Raw genomic sequence first — 23677 nt, forward strand, 5'->3', positions numbered from 1 at the left:
AGGTGTCGGAGTGAAAAAGAAACAGCAGTCTTCTGCGAAATTCGCGGTCATCCTTACGGTTGTGGTTGTTGTCTTGCTAGCAGCCATTGTCATGATTAATAACAAAACGGAACAAGGCAATGAAGCGGTTTCCGGACAGCCGTCTATCAAAGGCCAGCCTGTGCTCGGCAAGGATGATGCACCGGTAACTGTAGTTGAATTCGGAGATTACAAATGTCCGTCCTGTAAAATGTTTAACAGTGACATCTTCCCAAAAATACAAAAAGACTTTATTGATAAGGGCGATGTGAAATTTTCATTCGTGAACGTCATGTTTCATGGAAAAGGTTCAAGATTAGCGGCTCTCGCGTCAGAAGAAGTATGGAAAGAAGATCCTGACTCTTTCTGGGCATTCCATGAAAAGCTGTTCGATAAACAGCCGGATACAGGACAGGAGTGGGTGACCCCGGGCGTTCTCGGTGATCTTGCCAAAAGCACCACAAAGGTCAATCCTGAGACGCTCAAGGATAATCTTGATAAGGAAACATTCGCTTCTCAGGTGGAAAGAGATTCCGAACTTAATCAAAAAATGAACATAAAAGCAACCCCGACGATTTACGTTAATGATAAAGTGATCAAAAAATTTGCGGATTATGATGAAATCAAAGAGACAATAGAAAAAGAGCTGAAAGGGAAGTAATCATATGAAAAATAGAATCGTATGTTTATATGCTTCCTGGGTTGTCGCTCTTATTGCCATGCTCGGCAGCCTGTATTTCAGTGAAATCAAAAAGTTCATTCCATGTGAACTGTGCTGGTACCAGCGTATCCTGATGTATCCGCTTGTCCTGATTTTAGGCATCGCCACCTTTCAAGGGGACACTCGCGTAAAAAAATATGTGCTTCCGATGGCGATTATCGGGGCGTTTATTTCCATCATGCATTACTTAGAGCAGAAAGTGCCGGGCTTTTCCGGCATTAAGCCGTGTGTAAGCGGTGTGCCGTGCTCAGGCCAATACATTAACTGGTTTGGTTTTATGACCATTCCGTTTCTGGCCCTGATTGCTTTTATTCTGATTATTGTTTTTATGTGTCTGCTGAAAGGCGAAAAATCTGAATAACCAATAAAGCGTCCGCGTATGCCGGGCGCTTTTTCTCTGTAAATGGCAGCTCTACAGCGTTTGGCGAATTCTCTCTATATTTATCTTTTTTTATTGTGAAAATGTTATTGATTTTACGCTTGAGCGATTATAAAATCTAGAGGTCGTCAGAAAATTTAACAAACATAAAGGGAGTCATCAGAATGGCTTGGGAGCTGCTCAGTGTGATTGGCATCATTGCGTTTGCAGTCAGCGGCGCAATCGTTGCGATGGAAGAAGAATATGATATTTTAGGAGTTTATATATTAGGAATTGTCACAGCCTTTGGAGGAGGAGCGATCCGTAATTTGCTAATCGGTGTTCCGGTGTCGGCATTATGGGAGCAGGGCGCATACTTTCAAATCGCCCTCCTGTCCATTACGATTGTGTTTCTGTTTCCGAAGCTGCTGCTGAGGCATTGGAACAAGTGGGGCAATTTATCAGATGCAATCGGTCTCGCGGCTTTCGCCATCCAAGGCGCGCTGTATGCCGTCAAAATGGGCCACCCGCTTAGTGCCGTCATCGTGGCTGCGGTCCTGACGGGAAGCGGCGGCGGAATCATCCGCGATCTTCTTGCCGGACGCAAACCGCTTGTGCTGAAAGCAGAAATTTATGCGGTCTGGGCGGCTCTCGGCGGTTTAATCGTCGGCTTGGGCTGGCTTGGAAACTCGTTTGGCTTGTACGTTCTGTTTTTCGTGCTCGTCGTTTGCCGTGTTTGTTCCTACATGTTTAAGTGGAAGCTGCCAAACCGTTCTTTTCGTTTAGATAACTAACAGGAAAAACCGATTTCAATTGAAATCGGTTTTTTTGCATATAAATAACCCAAACCTTGATTGAGATTGGGTACATGTGCTAAGATAAATTGTATTTGTTTGTTTTTGTCATAAATATAATTTATATCCAATTTTATTTTACAGTATTTCATCTGTGTTTGTCAACTATTTTCTGGAGGTGCCGTCCATGAATCAGCAGGATAAAGAATGGAAGGAAGAGCAGTCAAGAATAGATGAGGTACTGCAGGAACTCGGCAAAAAAGAGCGGTTTCTCGAAACATCAGCAGGCGGGTTGAAGCATGATATTATCGGATTAAGAAAAAGCTTTTGGGAGGATGTTACGGTCAATTTTGATGATACCCATGAAGCCGTTGAAACGATGGCTAGCATGAAGCAGCAGGCGGAGCTGCTGTCTGATCGGGAACGGAATCACCGGCGCATGGATCAGCAGCTCAAACGAATTCATCAATTAAAAGCATCACCTTATTTCGGGCGGATTGATTTTATTGAAACCGGCGAAGAACAGGCGGAGCCAATTTATATCGGCTTAGCTTCTTGTATGGATGAGAAGGAAGAACACTTTTTGATATATGACTGGAGGGCGCCGATATCCAGTATGTACTACAATTATTCCCCAGGAAAAGCGGAGTATGAAGTGCCCGGTGAAACGATAGAAGGCGAAATGGTGCTGAAACGACAATTTATCATTAAAAACGGCGCTCTCAAGGCGATGTTTAATACTGATATGACGATTGGTGATGAAATGCTGCAAGAGGTCTTAAGCCATCAATCTGATACCCAAATGAAAAACATCGTGTCTACGATTCAGAAAGAACAAAATCAGATTATCCGTAATGAAAAAAGCAAATTCCTGATCGTGCAGGGAGCGGCCGGCAGCGGGAAAACCTCGGCAGCGCTTCAGCGTGTCGCTTATTTGTTATACAGGCACCGCGGTGTCATTGATGCCGGACAAATCGTTTTATTTTCTCCCAATTTTTTATTTAACAGCTACGTCTCTTCTGTTTTGCCCGAGTTAGGGGAAGAGAATATGGAGCAGGCGACGTTTCAGGAATATATCGAGCGCCGGCTTGGCCGCACGTTCCGATGTGAAAGCCCCTTTGATCAGCTCGAATATTGCCTGGCCAAATCAAAGGAAGGGGGTTTTCTATCAAGGCTTTCGGGAATCACATGGAAGGCGGGCTTATCTTTTCAGCAATTCATTGATGAATATGTCAGCTGGCTGTCCACCGAAGGGATGATCTTTAAAAATATCGTCTTCCGCGGACAAAAACTGATCACTAAGGAACACATTCAGTCCTATTTTTACTCACTGGATCAACGACAATCCATTCCGAACCGGATAGAGCAAACGGCAAAGTGGCTGCTGAGTGAGCTTCATACATTTGAGAAAAAGGAACGGCGCAAAGATTGGGTCATTCAGGAAGCTGAGCTGCTCGACAAAGAGGATTATCTGGACGTGTACAAAAAACTGCAGGAAAGGAAACGGTTCAGTGAGAGCACGTTTAACGATTATCAAAGAGAGCAGCAGCTGCTTGCCGCCATCATTGTGAAAAAGGCGTTTAACCCGCTCAAACAGGCAATCAGGCTCCTCGCATTTCTTGATGTGAAACAGCTGTATCTGCAATTGTTTTCCGGCTGGGGAGGGACATCTCAGCATGAGAAGACGGCGCCAATAGGGGAGCAGACCCGAGCGGCATTTGCGGAAAATCAATTGCTCTATGAGGACGCGGCGCCGTTTCTTTATTTGCAGGATTTGATCGAAGGCAGAAAGAAAAATATGAAAATCAAACACCTTTTTATCGACGAAGCCCAGGACTATTCACCGTTTCAGCTGGCGTATATGAGAAGCATTTTTCCGGCCGCCAGCATGACAGTGCTCGGCGATATCAATCAGTCCATCTACGCCCATACTATACATGGCCCAAAGCGTATGGATGCGAGCTTTGAAGATGAGCCGGCTGAATATGTTCGTTTAAAGAGAACGTACAGATCGACAAGGCAGATTGTCGAGTTAACAAAAGCGATTCTTGAGGATGGAGAGGACATTGAGCCTTTTAACAGAAACGGGGAAATGCCTCTCATTTTTAAAAGCGAAGGGCGTGAAGACCTTTGTCAAAAGCTTACGAAAGAAATGGAGAGGCTTAAGAAGCAAGGGCACGAAACAATAGCCATTATTTGCAAGACTGCGAGGCAATGTATACAGGCGCACGCAAATATAAGCGAATATATAGATGCCAGGCTGATTCATAAAGAAAATCAAACATTTCAAAAGGGAGTTTGTGTTATTCCAGTGTATTTAGCGAAGGGTATTGAGTTTGACGCAGTCCTTGTCTATGATGCTTCAGAAGAACATTATCATACCGAGCACGACCGCAGGCTCTTATACACTGCCTGCACACGGGCGATGCATTCGCTGACGGTGTTTTATACAGGTAAGGCAAGTCCGTTTGTAACGGCTATGCCGCCTCATTTATACCAGGATGCTGAATGAAGAGAAGGGGAGCCTTCTCTTTTTTAGCATGCCGATACCCCCGCGCATTGGTGATCACGTGAAAAAACTCTTCGGGTAAAAACCAGAGCATCCGGCCGAATGCCGCTCTCACCCATCGCCTGCCCCGTTGCTCGTCCTTCCTAAAACTATGTTTAGGGTTTTCTCTGCAATTTGAATGAAACAAAGCGGTTTTATCATTAGGAATCTTAATCGTTATCATCATGTAAATATATTTTACTTAAGCCTAGTATTCCGGTAAAGTTCAATTAGATGCAATTTTCGATCAGTTTATAACTTTGTGAGGTGGATACGTTGCAACTTCAGGTAATGAACAGTCCGTTTAATCAGGAGCAGGCAGAGCTCCTTAACCGCCTTCTGCCAACTTTGACCGAATCTCAGAAAATCTGGCTGAGCGGATATTTATCCGCACAATCTGTTTCCGCACAAGAAACCGAGGGGGCGCCTGCGGCTGCGGTGTCTGCAGAAGCGGCGGCACCGGCCGTTTCAAAAGAAGTGACCGTTCTTTACGGTTCACAGACGGGAAACGCACAGGGACTTGCAGAACATGCCGGCAAGCAGCTTGAGGAGCGCGGATTTCAAGTGACCGTCTCATCTATGAGCGATTTTAAGCCGAATCAGCTGAAGAAAATAAACAATCTTTTGATCGTTGTCAGCACGCACGGTGAAGGCGAGCCGCCTGATAACGCGCTGTCGTTTCATGAATTTCTGCATGGAAGACGGGCGCCTAAGCTTGAAGACCTTCGTTTTTCTGTTTTGGCGCTTGGTGACAGCTCGTACGAATTCTTCTGCCAGACAGGGAAGGAATTTGATCAGCGCTTAGAAGAACTCGGGGGAAAACGTATTTCTCCGCGCGTTGATTGCGATCTTGACTATGATGAGCCGGCAGCTGAATGGCTTGGGAGTGTATGTGAGGGCTTAAGTGAAGCCGGTGGCGGAAGCGCCGCGCCTGCGCCAGGAGCAGCTTCGCCTCAAAGCGGTGAGTCTTCTTACTCCAGAACAAACCCGTTTCGGGCTGAAGTGTTAGAAAACATAAATTTGAACGGCCGAGGATCAAATAAAGAAACACGCCATATCGAGCTATCTCTTGAAGGATCTGGCCTGACATACGAGCCTGGTGACAGCCTCGGCGTCTATCCGGAAAACGATCCGGAGCTTGTTGAGCTGCTGCTGAAGGAAATGAATTGGGACCCCGAAGAAATTGTGACGCTGAATAAGCAAGGTGATGTGCGCCCACTCAAAGAAGCGCTCATTTCTCACTATGAGATTACCGTTCTCACAAAACCGCTTCTTGAACAGGCTGCCCAGCTGTCGGGGAGCGATGAGCTTAGAGAGCTATTAGCCCCGGGAAATGAGGGTAACGTAAAAGCGTATCTTGAAGGACGCGATTTGCTTGATCTCGTTCGTGATTACGGACAGTTCAGCGTATCGGCGCAGGAGTTTGTTTCGATTCTGCGAAAAATGCCGGCCCGTCTCTATTCAATCGCGAGCAGTTTATCAGCAAATCCGGATGAAGTACATGTAACGATTGGCGCAGTCCGCTACGATGCGCACGGCCGTGAACGAAAAGGCGTCTGCTCGATTTTATGCGCGGAGCGTCTGCAGCCGGGAGACACGCTGCCTGTTTATGTCCAGCATAATCAAAACTTTAAGCTTCCGAATGATCCTGAAACACCAATTATCATGGTTGGCCCTGGGACAGGCGTCGCTCCGTTCCGTTCCTTTATGCAGGAGCGTGAGGAGACGGGAGCGGAAGGTAAAGCATGGATGTTCTTTGGCGATCAGCACTTTGTCACGGATTTCCTTTATCAGACAGAGTGGCAGAATTGGATCAAAGACGGCGTTTTGACAAAAATGGATGTGGCGTTCTCACGTGATACGGAAGAAAAAGTATATGTTCAGCACCGCATGCTTGAACAGAGCGCGGAATTGTTCGAATGGATTCAAGCTGGCGCGGCTGTCTACATTTGCGGTGATGAAAAGCACATGGCGCATGACGTCCATCACACATTACTTGATATTATCGAGAAAGAAGGCAATATGAGCCGCGAAGAAGCGGAAGCTTACCTTGCCGACATGCAGCAGCAAAAACGCTATCAGCGTGATGTATACTGATTTGACTTGAAAGGGGTTTTTTCAACATGGTGACCAAAATCTTAAAAGCACCGGACGGCTCTCCAAGTGATGTTGAACGCATAAAACAAGAAAGTGACTATTTGCGCGGGACACTGAAAGAAGTGATGCTGGACCGGATCAGTGCCGGAATTCCGGATGATGACAACCGCCTGATGAAACACCACGGCAGTTATTTGCAGGATGACCGTGACCTTCGCAATGAACGCCAAAAGCAAAAGCTTGAACCGGCATATCAGTTCATGCTGCGCGTGCGTATGCCAGGAGGCGTTTCAACACCGGAACAATGGCTTGTCATGGATGATCTTTCCCAGAAATACGGGAACGGCACATTAAAGCTGACGACCCGTGAAACATTCCAAATGCATGGAATTCTGAAATGGAACATGAAGAAAACCATTCAGACGATCCACTCCGCTCTGTTGGATACAATCGCGGCTTGCGGAGACGTAAACCGCAATGTGATGTGCGCATCGAATCCTTATCAGTCTGACATCCACTCAGAGGTATATGAGTGGTCTAAAAAATTAAGTGACGATCTGCTGCCGCGGACGAGAGCCTATCATGAAATTTGGCTGGACGAGGAGAGAGTGGCCGGCACGCCTGAGGAAGAAGTCGAGCCAATGTACGGCCCGCTCTATCTGCCGCGGAAATTTAAAATCGGTATTGCCGTTCCGCCGTCCAATGATATTGACGTCTTTTCACAAGATCTCGGATTCATTGCGATTGTCGAAGATGGCGAACTGATCGGTTTTAACGTGGCAATCGGCGGCGGTATGGGAATGACGCATGGCGACACAGCAACATATCCGCAATTAGCCAAGGTGATCGGCTTCTGCCGCCCTGAGCAAATGTATGACGTTGCTGAAAAAACGATTACGATTCAGCGTGATTACGGAAACCGTTCTGTCCGCAAAAATGCGCGGTTCAAGTACACCGTTGACCGCCTCGGTTTAGAAACTGTAAAAGAAGAATTGGAAAACCGTCTTGGCTGGAGTCTGGAAGAAGCAAAGCCTTATCATTTCGATCATAACGGCGACCGCTACGGCTGGGTGGAAGGCATTGAGGATAAATGGCATTTTACGCTGTTTGTCGAAGGCGGCCGTATAACGGATTACGATGATTATAAGCTGATGACAGGCTTGCGGGAAATCGCCAAAGTTCATACAGGCGAGTTTCGTCTGACATCTAATCAGAACTTGATTATCGCGAACGTTTCAAGCGATCAAAAAGATGAAATCAGTGCATTAATTGCGCAATACGGACTCACTGACGGCAAGCATCATTCAGCGCTCCGCCGCGGCTCTATGGCATGCGTGGCGCTTCCGACCTGCGGATTGGCAATGGCTGAAGCAGAACGTTATTTGCCGACCCTTTTAGATAAGGTTGAAGAGATCATTGACGAAAACGGCCTTCGTGATCAGGAAATCACCATTCGCATGACAGGGTGCCCGAACGGGTGTGCACGCCATGCACTCGGAGAGATCGGATTTATCGGAAAGGCGCCGGGCAAATACAATATGTATCTTGGCGCCGCATTTGACGGAAGCCGTTTAAGCAAAATGTACCGTGAAAATATCGGTGAAGCAGACATTTTAAGCGAGCTGCGCGTCCTTCTTTCCCGTTATGCGAAAGAACGCGAGGAAGGCGAGCACTTCGGTGACTTTGTCATACGCGCCGGCATTATTAAAGCGACAACGGACGGCACGAATTTTCATCATTGATAAAGAAAGACGAGAGACAGGGACGGCCCCCTGTCTCTTTTTGGTTGTGTTTTGCCCTGTTGCAAAAAAGTTCACTATGAGCATATCGTGAGAAATTATATCCTGAAAAGGGTACTATAAAAGAAGAGAAGTGGAGAGAACTCCTGCGGTATCACCTCTCGGATGTAAGGCCGTCCGAGATTCAGCCTCTTTTAGCCAAGCATTTACCGACGATCTATGGAACACAGCAGACGAAGGAGGTCATGTCTTTGGACATATTTTTAGTTGTTCTCGTTTTATTAACGATTATTGCGATATCCAATATCGTGAATCGGTTTATTCCGTTTATTCCCGTGCCTCTGATTCAAGTGGCGCTGGGGATTCTTGCGGCCTCATTTCAACAGGGGCTTCATTTTGAGTTAAACACCGAATTGTTTTTTGTTCTGTTTATCGCGCCTCTCCTATTTAATGATGGAAAGAGAACGCCGCGGGCGGAGCTTTGGAATTTACGCGCACCGATTTTATTGCTTGCACTCGGCCTTGTATTTGCGACTGTGATTGTAGGCGGATACACGATTCACTGGATGATTCCTGCTATTCCGCTGGCAGCGGCTTTTGGACTTGCGGCCATTCTTTCACCGACTGATGTCGTCGCTGTCAGCGCATTATCAGGAAGAGTGAAAATGCCAAAAGGGATTCTTCGCCTGCTTGAAGGGGAGGGGCTGATGAATGATGCATCAGGTCTGGTGGCCTTTAAGTTTGCGATTGCGGCAGCAGTGACCGGTACATTTTCATTAGCGCAAGCGGCTGTCAGCTTTGTCTTTATTTCTCTTGGGGGCTTGCTGTGCGGAGTTGTCATTTCATTCTTGATTATCCGCTTTCGCCTCTTTTTGCGCCGTCTCGGCATGCAGGATGTCACGATGCATATGCTGATTCAAATTCTGACGCCGTTTGTGATTTATTTGGCAGCGGAAGAAATCGGCGTTTCCGGTATTTTAGCTGTTGTGGCGGGTGGAATCATCCATGCGGTTGAACAGGATCGTCTGGAATCATCAGCGATGGCCAAACTGCAAATCGTCTCCTCGAGTACATGGAACATTATTTTATTTATTTTGAATGGCCTGGTCTTCGTTATCCTCGGGGCACAGATTCCGGACGTCATTTCTGTCATCTTTAATGACACCGCAGTGAGCAACATGCAGGTGATTAGCTATATCCTGGTGATCACATTTACGCTAATGCTGCTAAGATTTCTGTGGGTGCTGTTCTTCTGGAACGGGAAGTGGTTCTTTAATAAGGATCAAAACATTTATAAACCGGGTCTTCGTTCGACACTGTTGCTTTCGATTTCAGGGGTGCGCGGAGCTGTAACGCTTGCGGGTTCTTTCTCTATTCCCTATTTTCTGGAGGATGGCACACCGTTTCCGGAAAGAAATCTGATTCTCTTTTTAGCGGCCGGCGTCATCTTATGCACTTTAGCCATTGCCGCCGTTGTCCTGCCTCTTTTGGCGGAAAAAGAAGAAGAGGATGAGAAACGAAATGAAAAATGGCTGACGGCGAGACGCAAATTAATTAAAATAGCTCTCCAAACGATAAAAGAGGACATGAATGATACAAACAAAACAGCCTCTCTGGCGGTGATAGGGGAATACAATGAAAAGATGAAAAATCTTCGTTTTCAGCAGTATACATCATCCAATCGTATTAAAAAGCTAGAGCGAAAACTCAGGGCGCAAGCCATTATCGCTGAGCAAGAGGCGTTGATGGAAATGCGAGAGCGGGGAGACATTCCGGAAGAAACGGCAAACGTGCTGCAAGATCGGTTTAATGAATTAGAAATTTTGTATGGCAACCCATTTAAAGTCGGGTTATCAAAAACAAGGCTCAAGCGGCTGATGTATTGGATTTTCTTTGGTGAACATAAAAAGCCGGAGATGTCGATTTTAAATGAAGCGGGACTGATACAGGCAACGAGAGTGAAAACGGCGAAGGCAGCAATTGCATATCTTGAAAAACATAAGACGGAAGAACATAAAGAAGTGCTTTTATCTGTCATTGCGTTTTATAAACAGTTAATTTTCAGGCTGGAACACAGCCATCACGACCTGAAATCTAGTGCCCAATTTGAAGCTCAAAAACTGGAAGTGAAGTTGAAGGCTGTCCAGGCGATCAGAAATGAAATTCAAACACTCTTCGAGAAGCGGGAAATTTCCCGGGACATCTCCCACGAGCTTCGCCAATACATTAATGATGTGGAAGCCGCCATGCTTGAAGGCGGCGAATAGATGAAGCAAAAAAGCTGGCGCTAGAGCGTCAGCTTTTTTCTATATTAAGGACGATGGAATTCGACAGTGATGCCATCCCGATCAAACCAGCCTCTAAAGGCCCAGTTGATCCAGCCGCCATCACCTTTGTTTGTAAAGGTTCCATCTTCAAATACCCAAATGCCGTACGTCATGCCGTCGTAAACGGCTGAACCGTAAAATTGCACACCGTTTAAGTGATCTACATATTTCTGGCTCAAATTAAATACCATAACGTTGTATTTCTGGCCGGAAGCGTAGAAGGAAGACTCCATAAGGTTTTTCACAAATCCATCCCGGTTCTGTGCGGATTTAATAGCGTCAGCAATCTGATTGGCAATGCCAAGCACATCAAGGTTTACATGCAAACCGATCTCAGCGGCAGATGTTCCGGCCGTCGTGGTCTTCGGAGCGGGTTTTTTCTTCAGCTGAAGAAAAGGACAAAAGGGCAATTGTCAAAGCGGCACCGAGCGCGAGTGTCATTGGGATACGAATACGTTTCAAGTTGTTTCCTTTGTTTTTTATATGTGTTTACAATAATGGATTCCCACCTCATTCAAATAGGAAAAAATAGTGTGCGGCTGCCCTTGATGTGAGAAAAGAAACAGAAAGAGGATTTTAAGCGTATTATTGGTATCGGCTCGGAGGAGTGTGAGATAATATAGACGCTTATATTTCAATGAAAGGGTGGATGTTCAAGTGGCAACAAGTTTAAAAGATACTGTAAAGTTACATAACGGAGTTGAAATGCCTTGGTTCGGTCTAGGTGTTTTTAAAGTAGAAAACGGAAGTGAAGCGACTGAATCTGTGAAAGCGGCGATTAAAAACGGTTACCGCAGCATTGATACAGCAGCTGTCTACAAAAATGAAGAAGGCGTTGGCATTGGAATTAAAGAATCCGGTGTGGCAAGAGAAGAGCTCTTCATTACATCAAAAGTATGGAATGAAGACCAAGGCTACGAAACAACGCTTGCTGCCTTTGAAAAAAGCCTGGAAAGACTTCAGCTAGATTACTTAGATCTATATTTAATCCACTGGCCTGGCAAGGATAAATATAAAGATACGTGGCGCGCGCTTGAAAAGCTGTACAAGGACGGAAAAATCCGCGCGATCGGCGTCAGCAATTTCCAAGTTCATCATTTAGAAGAATTGCTGAAAGACGCTGAAATCAAACCGATGGTAAACCAAGTGGAATTTCACCCGCGTTTGACGCAAAAAGAATTAAGAGACTATTGTAAACATCAAGGCATCCAGCTGGAAGCATGGTCTCCGCTCATGCAGGGACAGCTTTTGGATAACGAAGTGCTTGCAGAGATTGCTGAAAAACACAATAAATCTGTGGCTCAAGTGATTTTGCGCTGGGATCTGCAGCACGAGGTTGTCACGATTCCGAAATCTATCAAAGAACACCGCATTATCGAAAATGCTGATATCTTTGATTTTGAATTGTCCCAGGAAGACATGGATAAAATCGACGCGTTAAACAAAGATGAGCGTGTCGGCCCAAATCCCGATGAGCTTCTGTTTTAATAAAAAACTCCCCAAGATGGGGAGTTTTTTAGTGTGTTTTTTTCTGCTGAATAAAAAACAGCATCAAAAAGGAAATGACGACAATACAGACGACCCACGCCCAAGCAAGGGTATTGTTGCCGGAATCCAATGCGACATAAATAGCTGTCGGCAATGTTTGCGTAACACCGGGGATGTTTCCTGCAAACATGAGTGTTGCGCCAAACTCTCCGAGCGCCCGTGCAAGGCTGAGGATGCTTCCGGTCAGCAATGAGGGATAGGTGAGCGGGATGGAAATATGGATAAATACCTTCCATCTGCCGGCGCCGTCTACCATTGCAGCTCCCTGTATATCGCGATCAATGTCAGCAAATCCGGTTTTGGCGGATTGATACATAAGCGGAAAGGCCACAACAGCCGAGGCGATTACAGCAGCCCACCAGGTGAAGATGACAGGCTGATGAAAGACCCACTCGATGGCCTGTCCGATAAAACTGTGCTTTCCGAAAATGACGATCAAGATAAAACCGACAACAGTAGGCGGAAGAACGAGCGGAAGCATAAACAATGTTTCGAGCGCCGTTTTTCCGAAAAATGTTGCCCGCGACATCCATGCCCCCGCCAGTGTTCCGAGAATAATGACAGCAATTCCGGCAACTGCCGCGACCTGAAAGGAAAGCACAATAGGTGTGAAAAACGCTGAAGCGCTTATGTTACTTAGCAGTAAAACCATATTTCTCAAATACTTTCATTGCTTCATCGGATTGCAGGTAATCGTAAAATTCCTTCGCTTCCTTACGGTGTTTTGTAGCTTTTACGATCCCTAGCGGATAGACAATCGGGCTGTGGGTATCTGCTTTTGCCTCGTCAATGATGTTGACTTTTTTTGAGATCAGGGCATCTGTTTTATAAACAATGCCTGCGTCCACATTGCCGGTTTCAACATAAGAAAGAACTTGGCGGACGTCTTTTCCGTAAACGATCTTATCCTTTACTTTGTCCCATAGAGACAGCTTTGTCAGTGATTCTTTCCCGTAAGCTCCTGCCGGCACGGATTCCGGCGTCCCGAGGGCGATTTTTTCTGAATTAGCCAGATTGCTGAAACTTGTCACAGGCGAATCTCCGTTTTTCGGCACGACCAGCACGATTTCATTGCCAACTAAATCAGTGCTGTCTTTTTTGGCGATATCGCCGTCATCCACCAGCTTTTGAAATTTATCCTCAGCAGCTGAGAAGAACAGATCTGCCCCTGCTCCTTGAGAAATCTGTTTTTGCAAGGCGCCTGATGAGCCATAGTTATTTTGGATTGTGATGTGTTGATGTTCTTTTTCATAGTTCTGTTGGATTTCCTCAAGCGCATCCTGTGCACTGGCAGCAGCTGAAATGGTTAACGTTACGTTTTTCTCGCTATCCGTTGAAGACTGGTTTGCGGTGCAGCCTGCTGAAAGCAGAATAGCCGTTAAGGCTGCTGTTAACATGAAATATTTTTTAAACATGATTGCACCCCTTATAATTAGTTATATCTAATTATAACTGATTATGTTTGGTTTATGTGGGTTTTTATACATTCGTTGAAAAGGTATAATAAAATAGGGAGGTGATGATAATGAATGAAACCTCTTCCTATACAATAGAAGAAGTTGCAGGTCTGCTGAAGGTATCAAAGCTGACCGTTTATGATTTAATTAAAAAAGGCGTGCTTCCTGCTTACCGTGTCGGAAGGCAGATGCGTGTTGACGAAGAAGATTTAAAGCAATACAAAACGAATATGAGAATGTCTCAGCCCATTGCCGTTGCCGAAGAGCCGAAACAGATGCAGGAGGCGGAACCGGATGGCAGAAAGAATGTCATGATCAGCGGACAGGACATTTCGATGGATCTGCTCAGCAAACATTTGGAGAATGCGATTCAGGAGACGCCGCTTAGGAAATACAAAGGGAGCTTAAACAGCCTGATTGATATGTATCAAGGCAAGTGTGACATTGTCAGCCTGCATTTGTATGATGCGGAAACGGGGCAATATAATGCGCCTTATGCAAAACGGATCTTGTCAGGCGAACCGTTTTGCCTGATCAACGCCGTTCTCCGCAAAGCCGGACTGTATGTGCAAAAAGGGAATCCAAAAAACATTCAAGGCTGGGATGACCTAAGAAGGGCAGATATTCGGATGATCAACAGGGAAAAGGGTTCGGGCGCCAGAGTGCTGCTTGATGAACAGCTTGGCTTACTTGGTGTGAATCCGGCTGACATAAAGGGATACGGCGATATCGTGACCGATCATTACGCAGTCGCTTCACAAGTCTCAAGCGGACAGGCTGACGCGGGAATCGGAGCGCAGCACGCGGCACATATGGGCAGTGTGGATTTTATCCCGCTCATCGACGAACAATATGATATCGTCGTTTTGAAAAAACAGGAGCAGCTGGTGAAAGCTGTGAAGGAGATCTTGAACTCTGAGGACTACAAAGCGAGTCTATCTCATTTAAACGGCTATCAAACGAATCTGACTGGAAAAGTGATGTTTGAAACGTGAAAAATCCCTCTGTAAAGAGGGATTTTGTCATTCAGAAAACCTGAGCAGGTCACCGTTTAAAATTTTATCAGAGAGAGACAGCTCTTCAGTTGCTTTCTCTTTATAAGGGAGGCATGCGTCCTGGTCTTCCAGCACTTTCCCTGTTTGTTGGCTGTAGCACGTGTTTTTTGTATAGATATAGTCGTTCGTAATAAAACTGCCGTTTCGCAGCACGGTGAATGGCGTTCGGTCGTTTGACAGCAAATCATTGCCGAATTGGATATCGCCCTTTGTCTCAATGCCGAGAAGATGCATCAGTGTCGGCCTAACGTCGACCTGTCCTCCGGCATCATGGATGGTTTCCGGCTTTTGATCTGTGATTCCCGGGATATGTATGATAAATGGCACCCGCTGGAGCTGAACGTTGTCATACGGCGTAATTTCATCTTTCCCTAAAAATGCTGCCATCGCCTCATTATGGGCTTCAGAAATGCCATAATGATCTCCCATGAATACAATCATCGAATTTTCGTATAAACCTTCATCCTTCAGTTTTTTGATAAAGTGCTTCAACGCCTCATCTTCATAGCGCACCGTGGTTACATAGCGGTTTAACAGGTCACTGCTTGAATCAAATTCATCTATCAGCTGATCCTTTTCATCAATCTCAAACGGAAAATGATTCGTCAGCGTGATGAAATTGCTGTAAAACGGCTGCGGCAGACTTTTGAGCTTGCCGGCTGACTGTTCTAAAAATTCCTTATCCTTCAGGCCCCAGCTTGTCGATGTCCCGGGAGTGACATGGAAATCATCAACATCAAAAAAGCGGTCAATCCCAAATGTCTCGTACATCACATCTCGGTTCCAAAATGTTTTATGGTTGGCGTGAAAAACAGCTGAGTAATAATCATGTTGTTTCAGCGATTTGTACATCGTGTGAAATTGATGGTCGCTTTTTGTGAAAAAGACGGCGCCGCTAAGGGAAGGATACAGCGAATTAGCGACGATGAATTCTGAATCGGATGTTTTGCCTTGTTCTGTTTGCTGATAGAAATGATCAAAGGAATAGCTTTTTTTGATGAAATCATTCATAAACGGGGTGATTTCTTTTCCATTTACCTTTTCATTCAAAACAAAGCTTTGGGTCGATTCAAGCGTTACAAAGATAACGTTGCGCCCCTTCGCCAGCCCGAATTTGCTTTGGTCAGGCTTGCTGTAATCAGCCTCTGTATAGTTTTTAATCGCAGTCATGCTGTCTTCATTGGCAAATGCCTTCGCGCTTACATTTACAGTCTGAGAAACCGTATCGTATATATGGAATTGAAACAGCCCGATGCTTTTGACGAGCATTTCCCGGTCAAAGGAATGTGACAAAAGCTTCGGCTGCTGTACTTCTGCAAGTGCCAGAGTGCAGAGAATCAAGCCGCAGGAAGCGGCATAGTACCGTTTAATCGTGCGGGGGGCTGCTTTTGTCTGCGGTTTCTTCTCTTTTCGGGCAAGCAGCAGCAAACAAACCATATCCGCAAACAGAGCGATAAACAAAGGGTTGAACAGTTCTTTTACACTGCTGCCCATATCGCTCATGTTACTGGCCTGAAACAAAACCGGGATGGTAATAAAATCGATATAAAAGCCGTAAAAAATCGTATTGGAGATCAAGATGGCAGTCAGAACCAAATTGGCAATCAGCAAAAAGACCCGCTGCTTGATATCTTTCAGGAGCAGGCCAATCCCGAATAAAGGAAGGATAAAGCTGAGCGGATTGATCAGCAGTATTAGCTCCTCCAATAGGGAATCAATCTGCAAATGAAAGCCGAGTTTATAAATCGCATACGTTTTCACCCACATGAATACGATTGAAATACATAAAAACCGCTGATTATGAAAAAAGGTTCCTTTCATTAATATGGCTCCTCACGTTTTCTTGGTCATCTGCATGAAATGCTTCTTATGTAAAATCTACTAAAAACAGCCCGTTAGAACAAGCGTCAGCACTCACGTTTAAATCATGCGTCCATGAAACAGCATATAAAAGTAGTAACATGAAGCAATTGTCAGGCCGGCTAACACAAGCTGCTCAGAAAAACTGCCTGTCTTCATATATAATGGGAGCCTCACGCGAATCGTTGATGGGAATAGCAGTTTAATTCCGTTCACCGTCCAAGCGTCAAGGATCAAGTGGCTCGCCATTCCGATCATCAGTCCGGTTGATATGTTTTGATCTGGAATATATGTGGCTGTGATAAAAAACATGATGAGCAGAAACAGCAGGCTGTGCGTAAACGTCCGATGGCCGAAAACGGAGCTGACGACTTTCGCAAGGATAGGAAATCTTCTCCCGATTTTGCTTTGCGTGTGGCAGATATCGGGAATCAATGCCCCAACCGCGCCGGACGCTGCCATAAGCGCAGGATCAAATCCATAATAATAAGCCGCTGCCGTACAAGAAGCGATGCCTCCCATGATGTGTGTTTTTCCTGTCATTTTCCGCTTCTCCTTTATCTTTTGCAAAAAATCTCTGAATTACAAATATAGCAAGAGAATGTATGTTTGATCAACAGGACTTTGAACGATAAAACATTTCTCGTATAATTTTTTGAGAAAAAGGCATCTTAATCATGTACCTATTTTCTAAAAGAGGTGATTCGAATGGATTTCTTTAATAAAGATAAAGGAAAACGTTCTGAAAAAGAAAAAAACGTCATTCAGGGAGCTCTTGAAGATGCGGGTTCAGCCTTAAAAGATGATCCGCTTCAAGAAGCAGTGCAAAAAAAGAAAAATAATCGATAATCACATGCGGATAGGGCTAGGGCTCTATCCGTATTTCCATCTGTTCCCTTTGACAGATCATCCTTTCTTTGATAACCTTCTGGGAGTAACTGAATCATTAAATCCTCACTCTTTCTCAGTGAGGTAGAGGTTGCGCGGATGATGAGTAGCACATGCCAGGCTGACAGGAGCTGTTTAACATGTGTAAAAGGCATCAGCGCCGAAGTGTGGAGAAAGCCGATCCTTTCTCTATGCTGGGACTGTATCTGAATAAGTGCAGGACTGCCGCGTGCTTTTTCGCGGAGGGCTATCCGGAGATCAAGGGTGTGTGTTTCTTTAAGCATGGACTTTTGTTCAGGCTTTTTTTGCGTTTACATGATCTCGGGGTCTGGTCCGTACAAAGAATCATGGAGGTACTGGAATGGAACAGACGAAAAAATGGGGTTTTTGGTTATTAACGGCGTTTGTCGTTGGAAATATGGTTGGATCGGGAATTTTCTCCTTGCCGAGCTCGCTTGCTTCAATCGCGAGTCCGTTTGGCGCCACGTCCGCTTGGCTTTTGACAGGTGCCGGCGTGCTGATGATTGCACTTGTCTTCGGACACTTGTCCATCCGCAAGCCTGAACTGAAAGCGGGACCGCAGAGTTATGCAAGGGCGCTGTTCTCTGATCCGAAAAAAGGGAACGCGGCCGGTTTCACAATGGTATGGGGCTACTGGGTGGCGAGCTGGATCAGTAACGTGGCGATTATCACAAGTCTCGCAGGTTACTTGACTTCGTTCTTCCCGATCCTGGTTGATAAACGTGAAATGTTTTCGATCGGCGGGCAAGAGGTGACTCTTGGCCAATTGCTGACGTTTGCTGTATGTACGGTCTTGTTATGGGGCACGCACACGATTCTCGTTACTAGCATTAACGGTGCAAGTAAATTGAACTTTGTCACGACGCTTTCTAAAGTATTAGGTTTTGTCTTCTTTATCGTTGCCGGATTGTTTGTGTTTCAAACGGCATTATTCGATCAATTTTATTTCCCGGTTCAAGGAGAAAACGGCACAAGCATTGGAATTGGCGGGCAGGTGCATAACGCCGCGATTTCTACACTGTGGGCGTTTGTCGGCATTGAATCAGCGGTTATTCTGTCAGGCCGTGCGCGCTCTCAGCGTGAGGTGAAACGCGCGACAATTACCGGATTATTGATTGCATTGAGCATTTATATTATTGTGACTTTGATTACCATGGGTGTTCTGCCGCATGATAAGCTTGTCGGTTCTGAAAAACCGTTTGTTGATGTGCTGTATGCGATTGTTGGAAACGCGGGAAGCGTGATTATGGCACTTTTGGCCATCCTTTGTTTATTCGGAACGATGCTCGGCTGGATTTTGCTCGGCTCTGAGGTTCCATATCAAGCGGCTAAAGCGGGAGATTTTCCGGCATTCTTTGCGAAAACGAATAAAAAGGGAAGTCCGGTTATCGCGCTTATCATTACAAATGTCATGTCACAAGTCTTCATTTTCTCGGTTATTTCCCGGACAATAAGTGACGCATTTACGTTTTTAACGACAGCGGCAACGCTTGCCTATTTAATTCCGTATTTAGTATCAGCGATTTACAGCTTGAAGCTTGTCATCAAAGGTGAAACGTATGACCAGCTGAGAGGCTCCCGTGTCAAAGACGGATTGATCGCGATATTAGCGTGCGCGTACTCATTGTTTGTCATCATAACAGGCACAGCGGATTTAACGACATTTATTCTCGGCATCGGTTTATTCTTTGTCGGATTGATCGTTTATCCATTTGTTGTTAAAAAGTTTCAGAAAGCATAAACAAAAGACACCTGATTCGCTTTGTCAGGTGTCTTTTGTTATAAAATCATCATTTCTCCCGTTAGTAATCCGATTGTTAAAACTGCTGACAGGAAAGCAGAAATTGAGAGAAAAATTTTGACTGATAATCGAATATGCAAAAATCGTTTTTTCAGCCTTTCCAGCAAATCAAACAGAACGAGCACTAAGATAAATACAAGAAGCACACTAGAAAAGGGTTTTCCGATATAGAGACCGTTAAAAAAACTGATCGCGATGATGATGAGGCTAAATATGAATTGCGAAAGAAAATATCCGATGTGGTTCAAAATGAGCCGCTCCTTATAGATGTGGCAAAAGAGCCGCGGGCAGGCGGCTCTTTTGTTATTTTGTTAAGCTTTCCGTAATAAATGTCAGCTGCCCTTCTAATGAGATCGGGTCAGAGAAGTAGAAGCCTATCGGGTCCATCTTATAGACATGGCCATGTTTAACGGCGTTTAGATTTTTCCAAATGGAGCTTTCAAATACGCCGCCATCGTCGCCGCCTGCTTGCCATGGACCTGCGAAAATATAATCTCCGGCGAAGTCAGGGAGCTTCTCTAATGAAATACTTGTATATCCCGGCCCTTGATCAATGGCTTTTTCCTTTGACAGCTTTGTGGCTTGCAAACCGAGATCTTTGTAAATGATGCTTCCGCCTCTTCCGAAATCTTTTCCGAATACGTAGATATCTTTTCCGTTCGATTGCATAATGGAGACTGTTTTGTCACCGACGGCTTTTTTGATTTTTGTTTTAGCCGCAGCAACTTTGTTATCCCACTCAGCCAGCCATTTTTCTGCTTTATCTTCAGTTCCCGTCATTTTTGCGAACTCTTTGAGCTGCTCAATATTGTCGAGCTTGTCGTATGTTACCGCGACGGTCGGCGCGATTTTTTCAAGTTTTTTAATATCAGCGCCTTGCGTTGTCCAAACGATAATCAAGTCAGGATTCAAATCAATGACTTTTTCAACGGAAGTACCGTCTCCGATGCTTGTGACACCGTCGGTTTTTCCTTTATAGTAAGGGTTTTTAAATACGTTCTCAGGCGCACCGACGACGTTGATGCCGAGTGTCTTGAAGTAGCCGTAGTAGCCGTCAGCCATGACAACCACCCGTTTAGGATGCTTAGGAATCTTCACATTGCCGTTTTCAGCCTTATATGTAACGGTTTCTCCGGCGTTTGAATCAGAGGAAGATCCTTTGCTTTCAGAGTGATTCCCGCAGGCTGCCAGTGCCGCAATCAATAGCAAGGCAAAAAACGCGGCTCCGAGTTTCTTGTATATATGGTTCATATCTCATACCTTCTTTCCAGAAAATAGATGATAAAGAGAATCATTATCAAATGTGATTATACCATTGCAGGAGCCAGTTGGACACGGTATTTTTTGCAATCATATGCTCATTTTGTTCAGAACGCTCTATTCCATTAGCAGAAAAATTGATATACTGGAACAATAATTGATAATCATTATCAGTATTAGAAAGGAAGTTCGGCTGTTGAGTCAAAGGAAAAATATACAGATGATATCAGAAGAAAACCAATGGACGTCCAGGTCTTTTGGCGCGGTCATTGTCCTTATTGCAGGGATAGGCTTACTATGTCTTGGCGCGCTTTTATCCATATCCCTCGGTGCGGCCGATATTCATTTGCGCACGGTGTGGGACGCCATTTTTCATTTTCAGCCGAAAGAGACCTCCCACCAAATTATACACGACCTTCGCCTGCCGAGAACGGCTGCCGCTGCGCTTGTCGGCGCTTTGTTGGCGGTGTCGGGCGCGATCATGCAGGGGATGACGAGAAACCCTTTGGCAGAACCTTCAATTATGGGGGTGACATCAGGCTCTGCGTTTGCCGTTTCGATTGCATTTGCTTTTTTTCCCGGACTTTCTATGATGGGGCTTGTGCTATGGTCCTTTGCAGGAGCGGGACTCGGGGCATCTACGGTAATGGGGATTGGCATGTTTTCAAGGGGCGGACTTACGCCGGTAAAGCTTGCGCTGGCAGGATCAGCAGTTTCTTATTTTTTTACAGGCATTTCAACCGCTGTTGCCATCCGCTTTGATGTCGCTCAAGATATCAGTTTTTGGTATGCTGGCGGGGTAGCGGGTGTGAAATGGTCAGGTGTCCATCTTTTGCTTCTCGCGGGGGCGGCCGGTTTAACGCTGGCGTTTATCATCGCCCGGTCTGTGACAGTGTTAAGTCTCGGTGACGAGCTGGCGAAAGGGCTTGGACAATATACATCGGCGGTGAAGGTGGTTGGCATGCTTGTCGTTGTGATTTTGACGGGAGCCGCTGTTTCTATTGCCGGCACCATCGCATTCATCGGGCTGATTATACCGCATATTACCCGCTTTTTGGTCGGTGTGGATTATCGATGGATCATTCCTTGTTCGGCGGTGCTTGGCGCCGTTTTGCTCGTGTTTGCTGACATTGCGGCAAGACTTGTAAACGCGCCCTTTGAAACACCTGTCGGCGCGCTGACCTCTCTCATCGGCGTTCCCTTTTTCTTTTACTTGGCACGCCGGGAAAGGAGAGGGCTGTAATGAAAACGAAAACGAAAAAACCGCTCGTTGTGATGGCTGTGACCTTTCTGCTGATCGTAATGGTCTTTTTTATCAGCTTGAATTTGGGTGTCATCAAAATTGCACCGCTTAAAACGCTCCAAGTTTTTTTCGGCCAAGGAACGGCGCGTGATGAACTTGTCTTATTTGAGTTCAGGCTGCCGCGGATCATCCTTTCATTGCTCGTTGGGGCAGGAATCGCTGTTGCCGGCGCCATTTTGCAAAGCGTGTCTCAAAATGATCTGGCTGAGCCCGGCATTCTCGGCATTAACGCCGGCGGCTCGCTTGCTGTTGTGCTTTTTATATACTTTTTTCAAGAATCAGCTTCAAATCTCAGCTTTTTCGGAACATTTATGCTTCCGTTCAGTGCTTTGGCGGGCGCATTCCTCGCCGCGTTTCTCATTTATCTTCTGGCTTGGAAAAAAGGTGTGACACCGATTCGGCTGATTTTAGTCGGTATTGGCGTGAATGCCGGATTTAATGCTCTGCTGCTGATTTTTCAGCTCAAGATGGACCCTCATGATTTTATGCAAGCCGCGGTTTGGATTTCCGGCTCGATCTGGGGGGCCAACTGGAATATGATCTGGGCGATTCTTCCTTGGATTGTGATCTTGCTTCCGTTTACTTTATATAAGGCACGCTATTTGAACATTTTGCAGCTCGGAGATCAATTAGCGACCGGACTGGGCACTGCTGTTGAAAGGGAAAGACGGATTCTCCTTCTGGCAGCGGTCACTCTTGCCGCTTCATGCGTGGCAGCAGCAGGGGGGATCGCGTTTCTCGGATTGATCGCGCCCCACGTGGCGAGAAGGCTTACCGGTCCCCGTCACCAGACGCTGATACCGGTCTCGGCCTTCATCGGCGCATTTCTGTTTTTGCTCGCTGACACGCTGGCGAGAAATGTATTGGCACCGTCAGAAATTCCGGTCGGCCTTGTTATCTCCGTGTTAGGCGCGCCTTATTTTATTTATTTATTGATGAAAACGAATTAGAGGAGGGGGCCGAATATGAATTCATTATCAACGGAACAGCTTGGAATCGGTTATGGTGACAGGGTGATTGTAGAAGATTTAAATATATCGGTTCCTAAAGGGAAAATCACTACCTTAATCGGCCCGAACGGTTGCGGGAAATCAACGATATTAAAAACAATGTCCAGAATTATGCGTTCACATACAGGTGCCGTCTATTTAAACGGTAAAGCGATTCATAAAATGCCTACAAAGGACATTGCGAAAGATATGGCGATTCTGCCGCAGACACCTGAAGCGCCAAGCGGTTTAACGGTGTATGAATTGGTGTCGTACGGCAGGTTTCCGCATCAATCAGGATTTGGCCGATTACATGATGAAGATCGCCGGATCATCAAATGGGCGCTAGAAGAAACAGGAATGGCTGAATACGCTGAACGGCCGATTGAGGCCCTGTCAGGCGGACAGCGTCAGCGCGTCTGGATTGCCATGGCGCTTGCGCAAGGGACGGAACTGTTGCTGTTGGATGAACCGACAACGTATCTTGATCTCGCACACCAGCTAGAAATTCTTCAGCTGCTTGACAGACTCAACAAAGAACAGGGACGGACGATTCTAATGGTCATTCATGACCTGAACCACGCAGCCCGTTTTTCTCATTATATGATCGCGCTCAAAAAAGGCGCGGTCATCAAGGAAGGCACAGCACTGGAGGTCATGACACCGGACATTTTGAAGCAGGTATTTCAAATTGATGCTGAAATCGTCACTGATCCCCGCACCAATAAACCTGTATGCTTGACCTATGATCTGATTAAAAAGGAAAAAACACTTGTTTCTGTGTAAGAAAACTCCCGGTTCAGAGCCGGGAGTTTTTATTTTCGGCCCTGAAAATACAATTTCACCATTTGATTGCTTCATTTTAATAAAAAGATTGCAAGTCTTTTTGAATT

General features: G+C 45.7%; 20 protein-coding genes, 1 pseudogene and 1 riboswitch. Of the genes and pseudogenes, 14 read left to right on the forward strand and 7 right to left on the reverse strand.

All coding sequences use genetic code 11. From position 1 onward, the window contains the following. Positions 1-10: 10 nt before the first annotated feature. From BV11031_RS00575 to BV11031_RS00605, 7 genes are all read left to right on the forward strand, one after another. On the forward strand, positions 11-679 hold the full coding sequence (locus BV11031_RS00575; RefSeq protein ID WP_010330085.1) for a disulfide bond formation protein BdbD: 669 nt from the start codon (positions 11-13) through the stop codon (positions 677-679). A gap of 4 nt (positions 680-683) precedes the next feature. Beyond that, the gene (locus tag BV11031_RS00580) at positions 684-1100 is read left to right on the forward strand and encodes a disulfide oxidoreductase (protein ID WP_010330084.1); all 417 of its coding nucleotides are present in this window, start codon (positions 684-686) and stop codon (positions 1098-1100) included. 182 nt (positions 1101-1282) lie between these two features. Beyond that, positions 1283-1891, forward strand: a complete 609-nt coding sequence (locus tag BV11031_RS00585; protein WP_010330083.1) for a trimeric intracellular cation channel family protein — start codon at positions 1283-1285, stop codon at positions 1889-1891. Positions 1892-2078: 187 nt separating this feature from the next. Beyond that, positions 2079-4403, forward strand: coding sequence for an RNA polymerase recycling motor HelD (gene helD / locus BV11031_RS00590; protein WP_010330082.1), 2325 nt, complete (start codon positions 2079-2081; stop codon positions 4401-4403). Positions 4404-4715: 312 nt separating this feature from the next. After that, positions 4716-6536 carry an assimilatory sulfite reductase (NADPH) flavoprotein subunit gene (locus BV11031_RS00595; protein WP_010330081.1) on the forward strand — a complete coding sequence of 607 codons (1821 nt, stop codon included), beginning with the start codon at positions 4716-4718 and terminating at the stop codon, positions 6534-6536. Positions 6537-6562: 26 nt separating this feature from the next. Then, a complete protein-coding gene (gene cysI / locus BV11031_RS00600; protein WP_010330080.1) occupies positions 6563-8278 on the forward strand; it encodes an assimilatory sulfite reductase (NADPH) hemoprotein subunit in 1716 nt (571 codons plus the stop codon). A gap of 248 nt (positions 8279-8526) precedes the next feature. Continuing rightward, entirely contained in the window at positions 8527-10542 is a 2016-nt protein-coding gene (locus tag BV11031_RS00605; RefSeq protein WP_129550671.1) for a Na+/H+ antiporter, read from the forward strand. A gap of 44 nt (positions 10543-10586) precedes the next feature. On the opposite strand, the pseudogene yvgO reads toward BV11031_RS00605, so the two are convergent. Beyond that, positions 10587-11064 (reverse strand): annotated as a pseudogene (yvgO, locus tag BV11031_RS00610) (stress response protein YvgO). Between the two features lie 195 nt (positions 11065-11259). On the opposite strand from yvgO, the gene pgoN reads away from it, so the two are divergent. Continuing rightward, positions 11260-12090 carry a glyoxal/methylglyoxal reductase gene (pgoN, locus tag BV11031_RS00615; protein WP_010330078.1) on the forward strand — a complete coding sequence of 277 codons (831 nt, stop codon included), beginning with the start codon at positions 11260-11262 and terminating at the stop codon, positions 12088-12090. A 28-nt stretch (positions 12091-12118) separates the two neighbouring features. Here the strand turns inward: pgoN and modB are convergent, their stop codons facing one another. Together modB and modA are read right to left on the reverse strand one after the other, a co-directional pair. Then, the gene (gene modB / locus BV11031_RS00620; RefSeq protein WP_128568233.1) at positions 12119-12811 is read right to left on the reverse strand and encodes a molybdate ABC transporter permease subunit; all 693 of its coding nucleotides are present in this window, start codon (positions 12809-12811) and stop codon (positions 12119-12121) included. Continuing rightward, positions 12783-13565, reverse strand: coding sequence for a molybdate ABC transporter substrate-binding protein (gene modA, locus BV11031_RS00625; protein WP_010330076.1), 783 nt, complete (start codon positions 13563-13565; stop codon positions 12783-12785). Before modA ends, modB begins: the two co-directional genes overlap by 29 nt. 110 nt (positions 13566-13675) lie before the next feature. Between modA and BV11031_RS00630 the strand changes: the two genes are divergently transcribed. Further along, positions 13676-14602: a substrate-binding domain-containing protein gene (locus BV11031_RS00630; protein WP_010330075.1), complete on the forward strand. Its 927-nt coding sequence runs from the start codon at positions 13676-13678 to the stop codon at positions 14600-14602. A 27-nt stretch (positions 14603-14629) separates the two neighbouring features. On the opposite strand, the gene BV11031_RS00635 is transcribed toward BV11031_RS00630, so the two are convergent. Both BV11031_RS00635 and BV11031_RS00640 read right to left on the reverse strand, forming a co-directional pair. Continuing rightward, on the reverse strand, positions 14630-16483 hold the full coding sequence (locus tag BV11031_RS00635; protein ID WP_010330074.1) for an LTA synthase family protein: 1854 nt from the start codon (positions 16481-16483) through the stop codon (positions 14630-14632). Between the two features lie 99 nt (positions 16484-16582). After that, a complete protein-coding gene (locus BV11031_RS00640; RefSeq protein ID WP_010330073.1) occupies positions 16583-17065 on the reverse strand; it encodes a metal-dependent hydrolase in 483 nt (160 codons plus the stop codon). A 165-nt stretch (positions 17066-17230) separates the two neighbouring features. Between BV11031_RS00640 and sspJ the strand changes: the two genes are divergently transcribed. After that, positions 17231-17371 carry a small acid-soluble spore protein SspJ gene (gene sspJ, locus BV11031_RS00645; protein ID WP_010330072.1) on the forward strand — a complete coding sequence of 47 codons (141 nt, stop codon included), beginning with the start codon at positions 17231-17233 and terminating at the stop codon, positions 17369-17371. A 116-nt stretch (positions 17372-17487) separates the two neighbouring features. Continuing rightward, positions 17488-17668: riboswitch (Lysine riboswitch) on the forward strand. Positions 17669-17771: 103 nt separating this feature from the next. Then, a complete protein-coding gene (locus BV11031_RS00655) occupies positions 17772-19172 on the forward strand; it encodes an amino acid permease (RefSeq protein ID WP_010330070.1) in 1401 nt (466 codons plus the stop codon). A 38-nt stretch (positions 19173-19210) separates the two neighbouring features. On the opposite strand, the gene BV11031_RS00660 is transcribed toward BV11031_RS00655, so the two are convergent. Both BV11031_RS00660 and BV11031_RS00665 read right to left on the reverse strand, forming a co-directional pair. After that, the gene (locus BV11031_RS00660) at positions 19211-19480 is read right to left on the reverse strand and encodes a hypothetical protein (RefSeq protein ID WP_010330069.1); all 270 of its coding nucleotides are present in this window, start codon (positions 19478-19480) and stop codon (positions 19211-19213) included. Positions 19481-19535: 55 nt separating this feature from the next. After that, positions 19536-20483, reverse strand: a complete 948-nt coding sequence (locus BV11031_RS00665) for an iron-hydroxamate ABC transporter substrate-binding protein (protein ID WP_010330068.1) — start codon at positions 20481-20483, stop codon at positions 19536-19538. A 205-nt stretch (positions 20484-20688) separates the two neighbouring features. Here BV11031_RS00665 and BV11031_RS00670 point away from each other — a divergent pair, with 205 nt between their 5' ends. From BV11031_RS00670 to BV11031_RS00680, 3 genes are read left to right on the forward strand one after another with little or no spacing between them, the layout of a single operon-like run. Next, a complete protein-coding gene (locus BV11031_RS00670) occupies positions 20689-21735 on the forward strand; it encodes a FecCD family ABC transporter permease (RefSeq protein ID WP_026014510.1) in 1047 nt (348 codons plus the stop codon). Further along, a complete protein-coding gene (locus BV11031_RS00675) occupies positions 21735-22745 on the forward strand; it encodes a FecCD family ABC transporter permease (protein ID WP_010330066.1) in 1011 nt (336 codons plus the stop codon). The genes BV11031_RS00670 and BV11031_RS00675 overlap by 1 nt, the downstream gene beginning before the upstream one ends. 15 nt (positions 22746-22760) lie before the next feature. Beyond that, complete coding sequence (locus BV11031_RS00680) at positions 22761-23570, forward strand: ABC transporter ATP-binding protein (protein WP_010330065.1); 810 nt, start codon at positions 22761-22763, stop codon at positions 23568-23570. Positions 23571-23677 lie beyond the last annotated feature (107 nt).

The organism is Bacillus vallismortis, from assembly GCF_004116955.1.
Taxonomy (GTDB): domain Bacteria; phylum Bacillota; class Bacilli; order Bacillales; family Bacillaceae; genus Bacillus; species Bacillus vallismortis.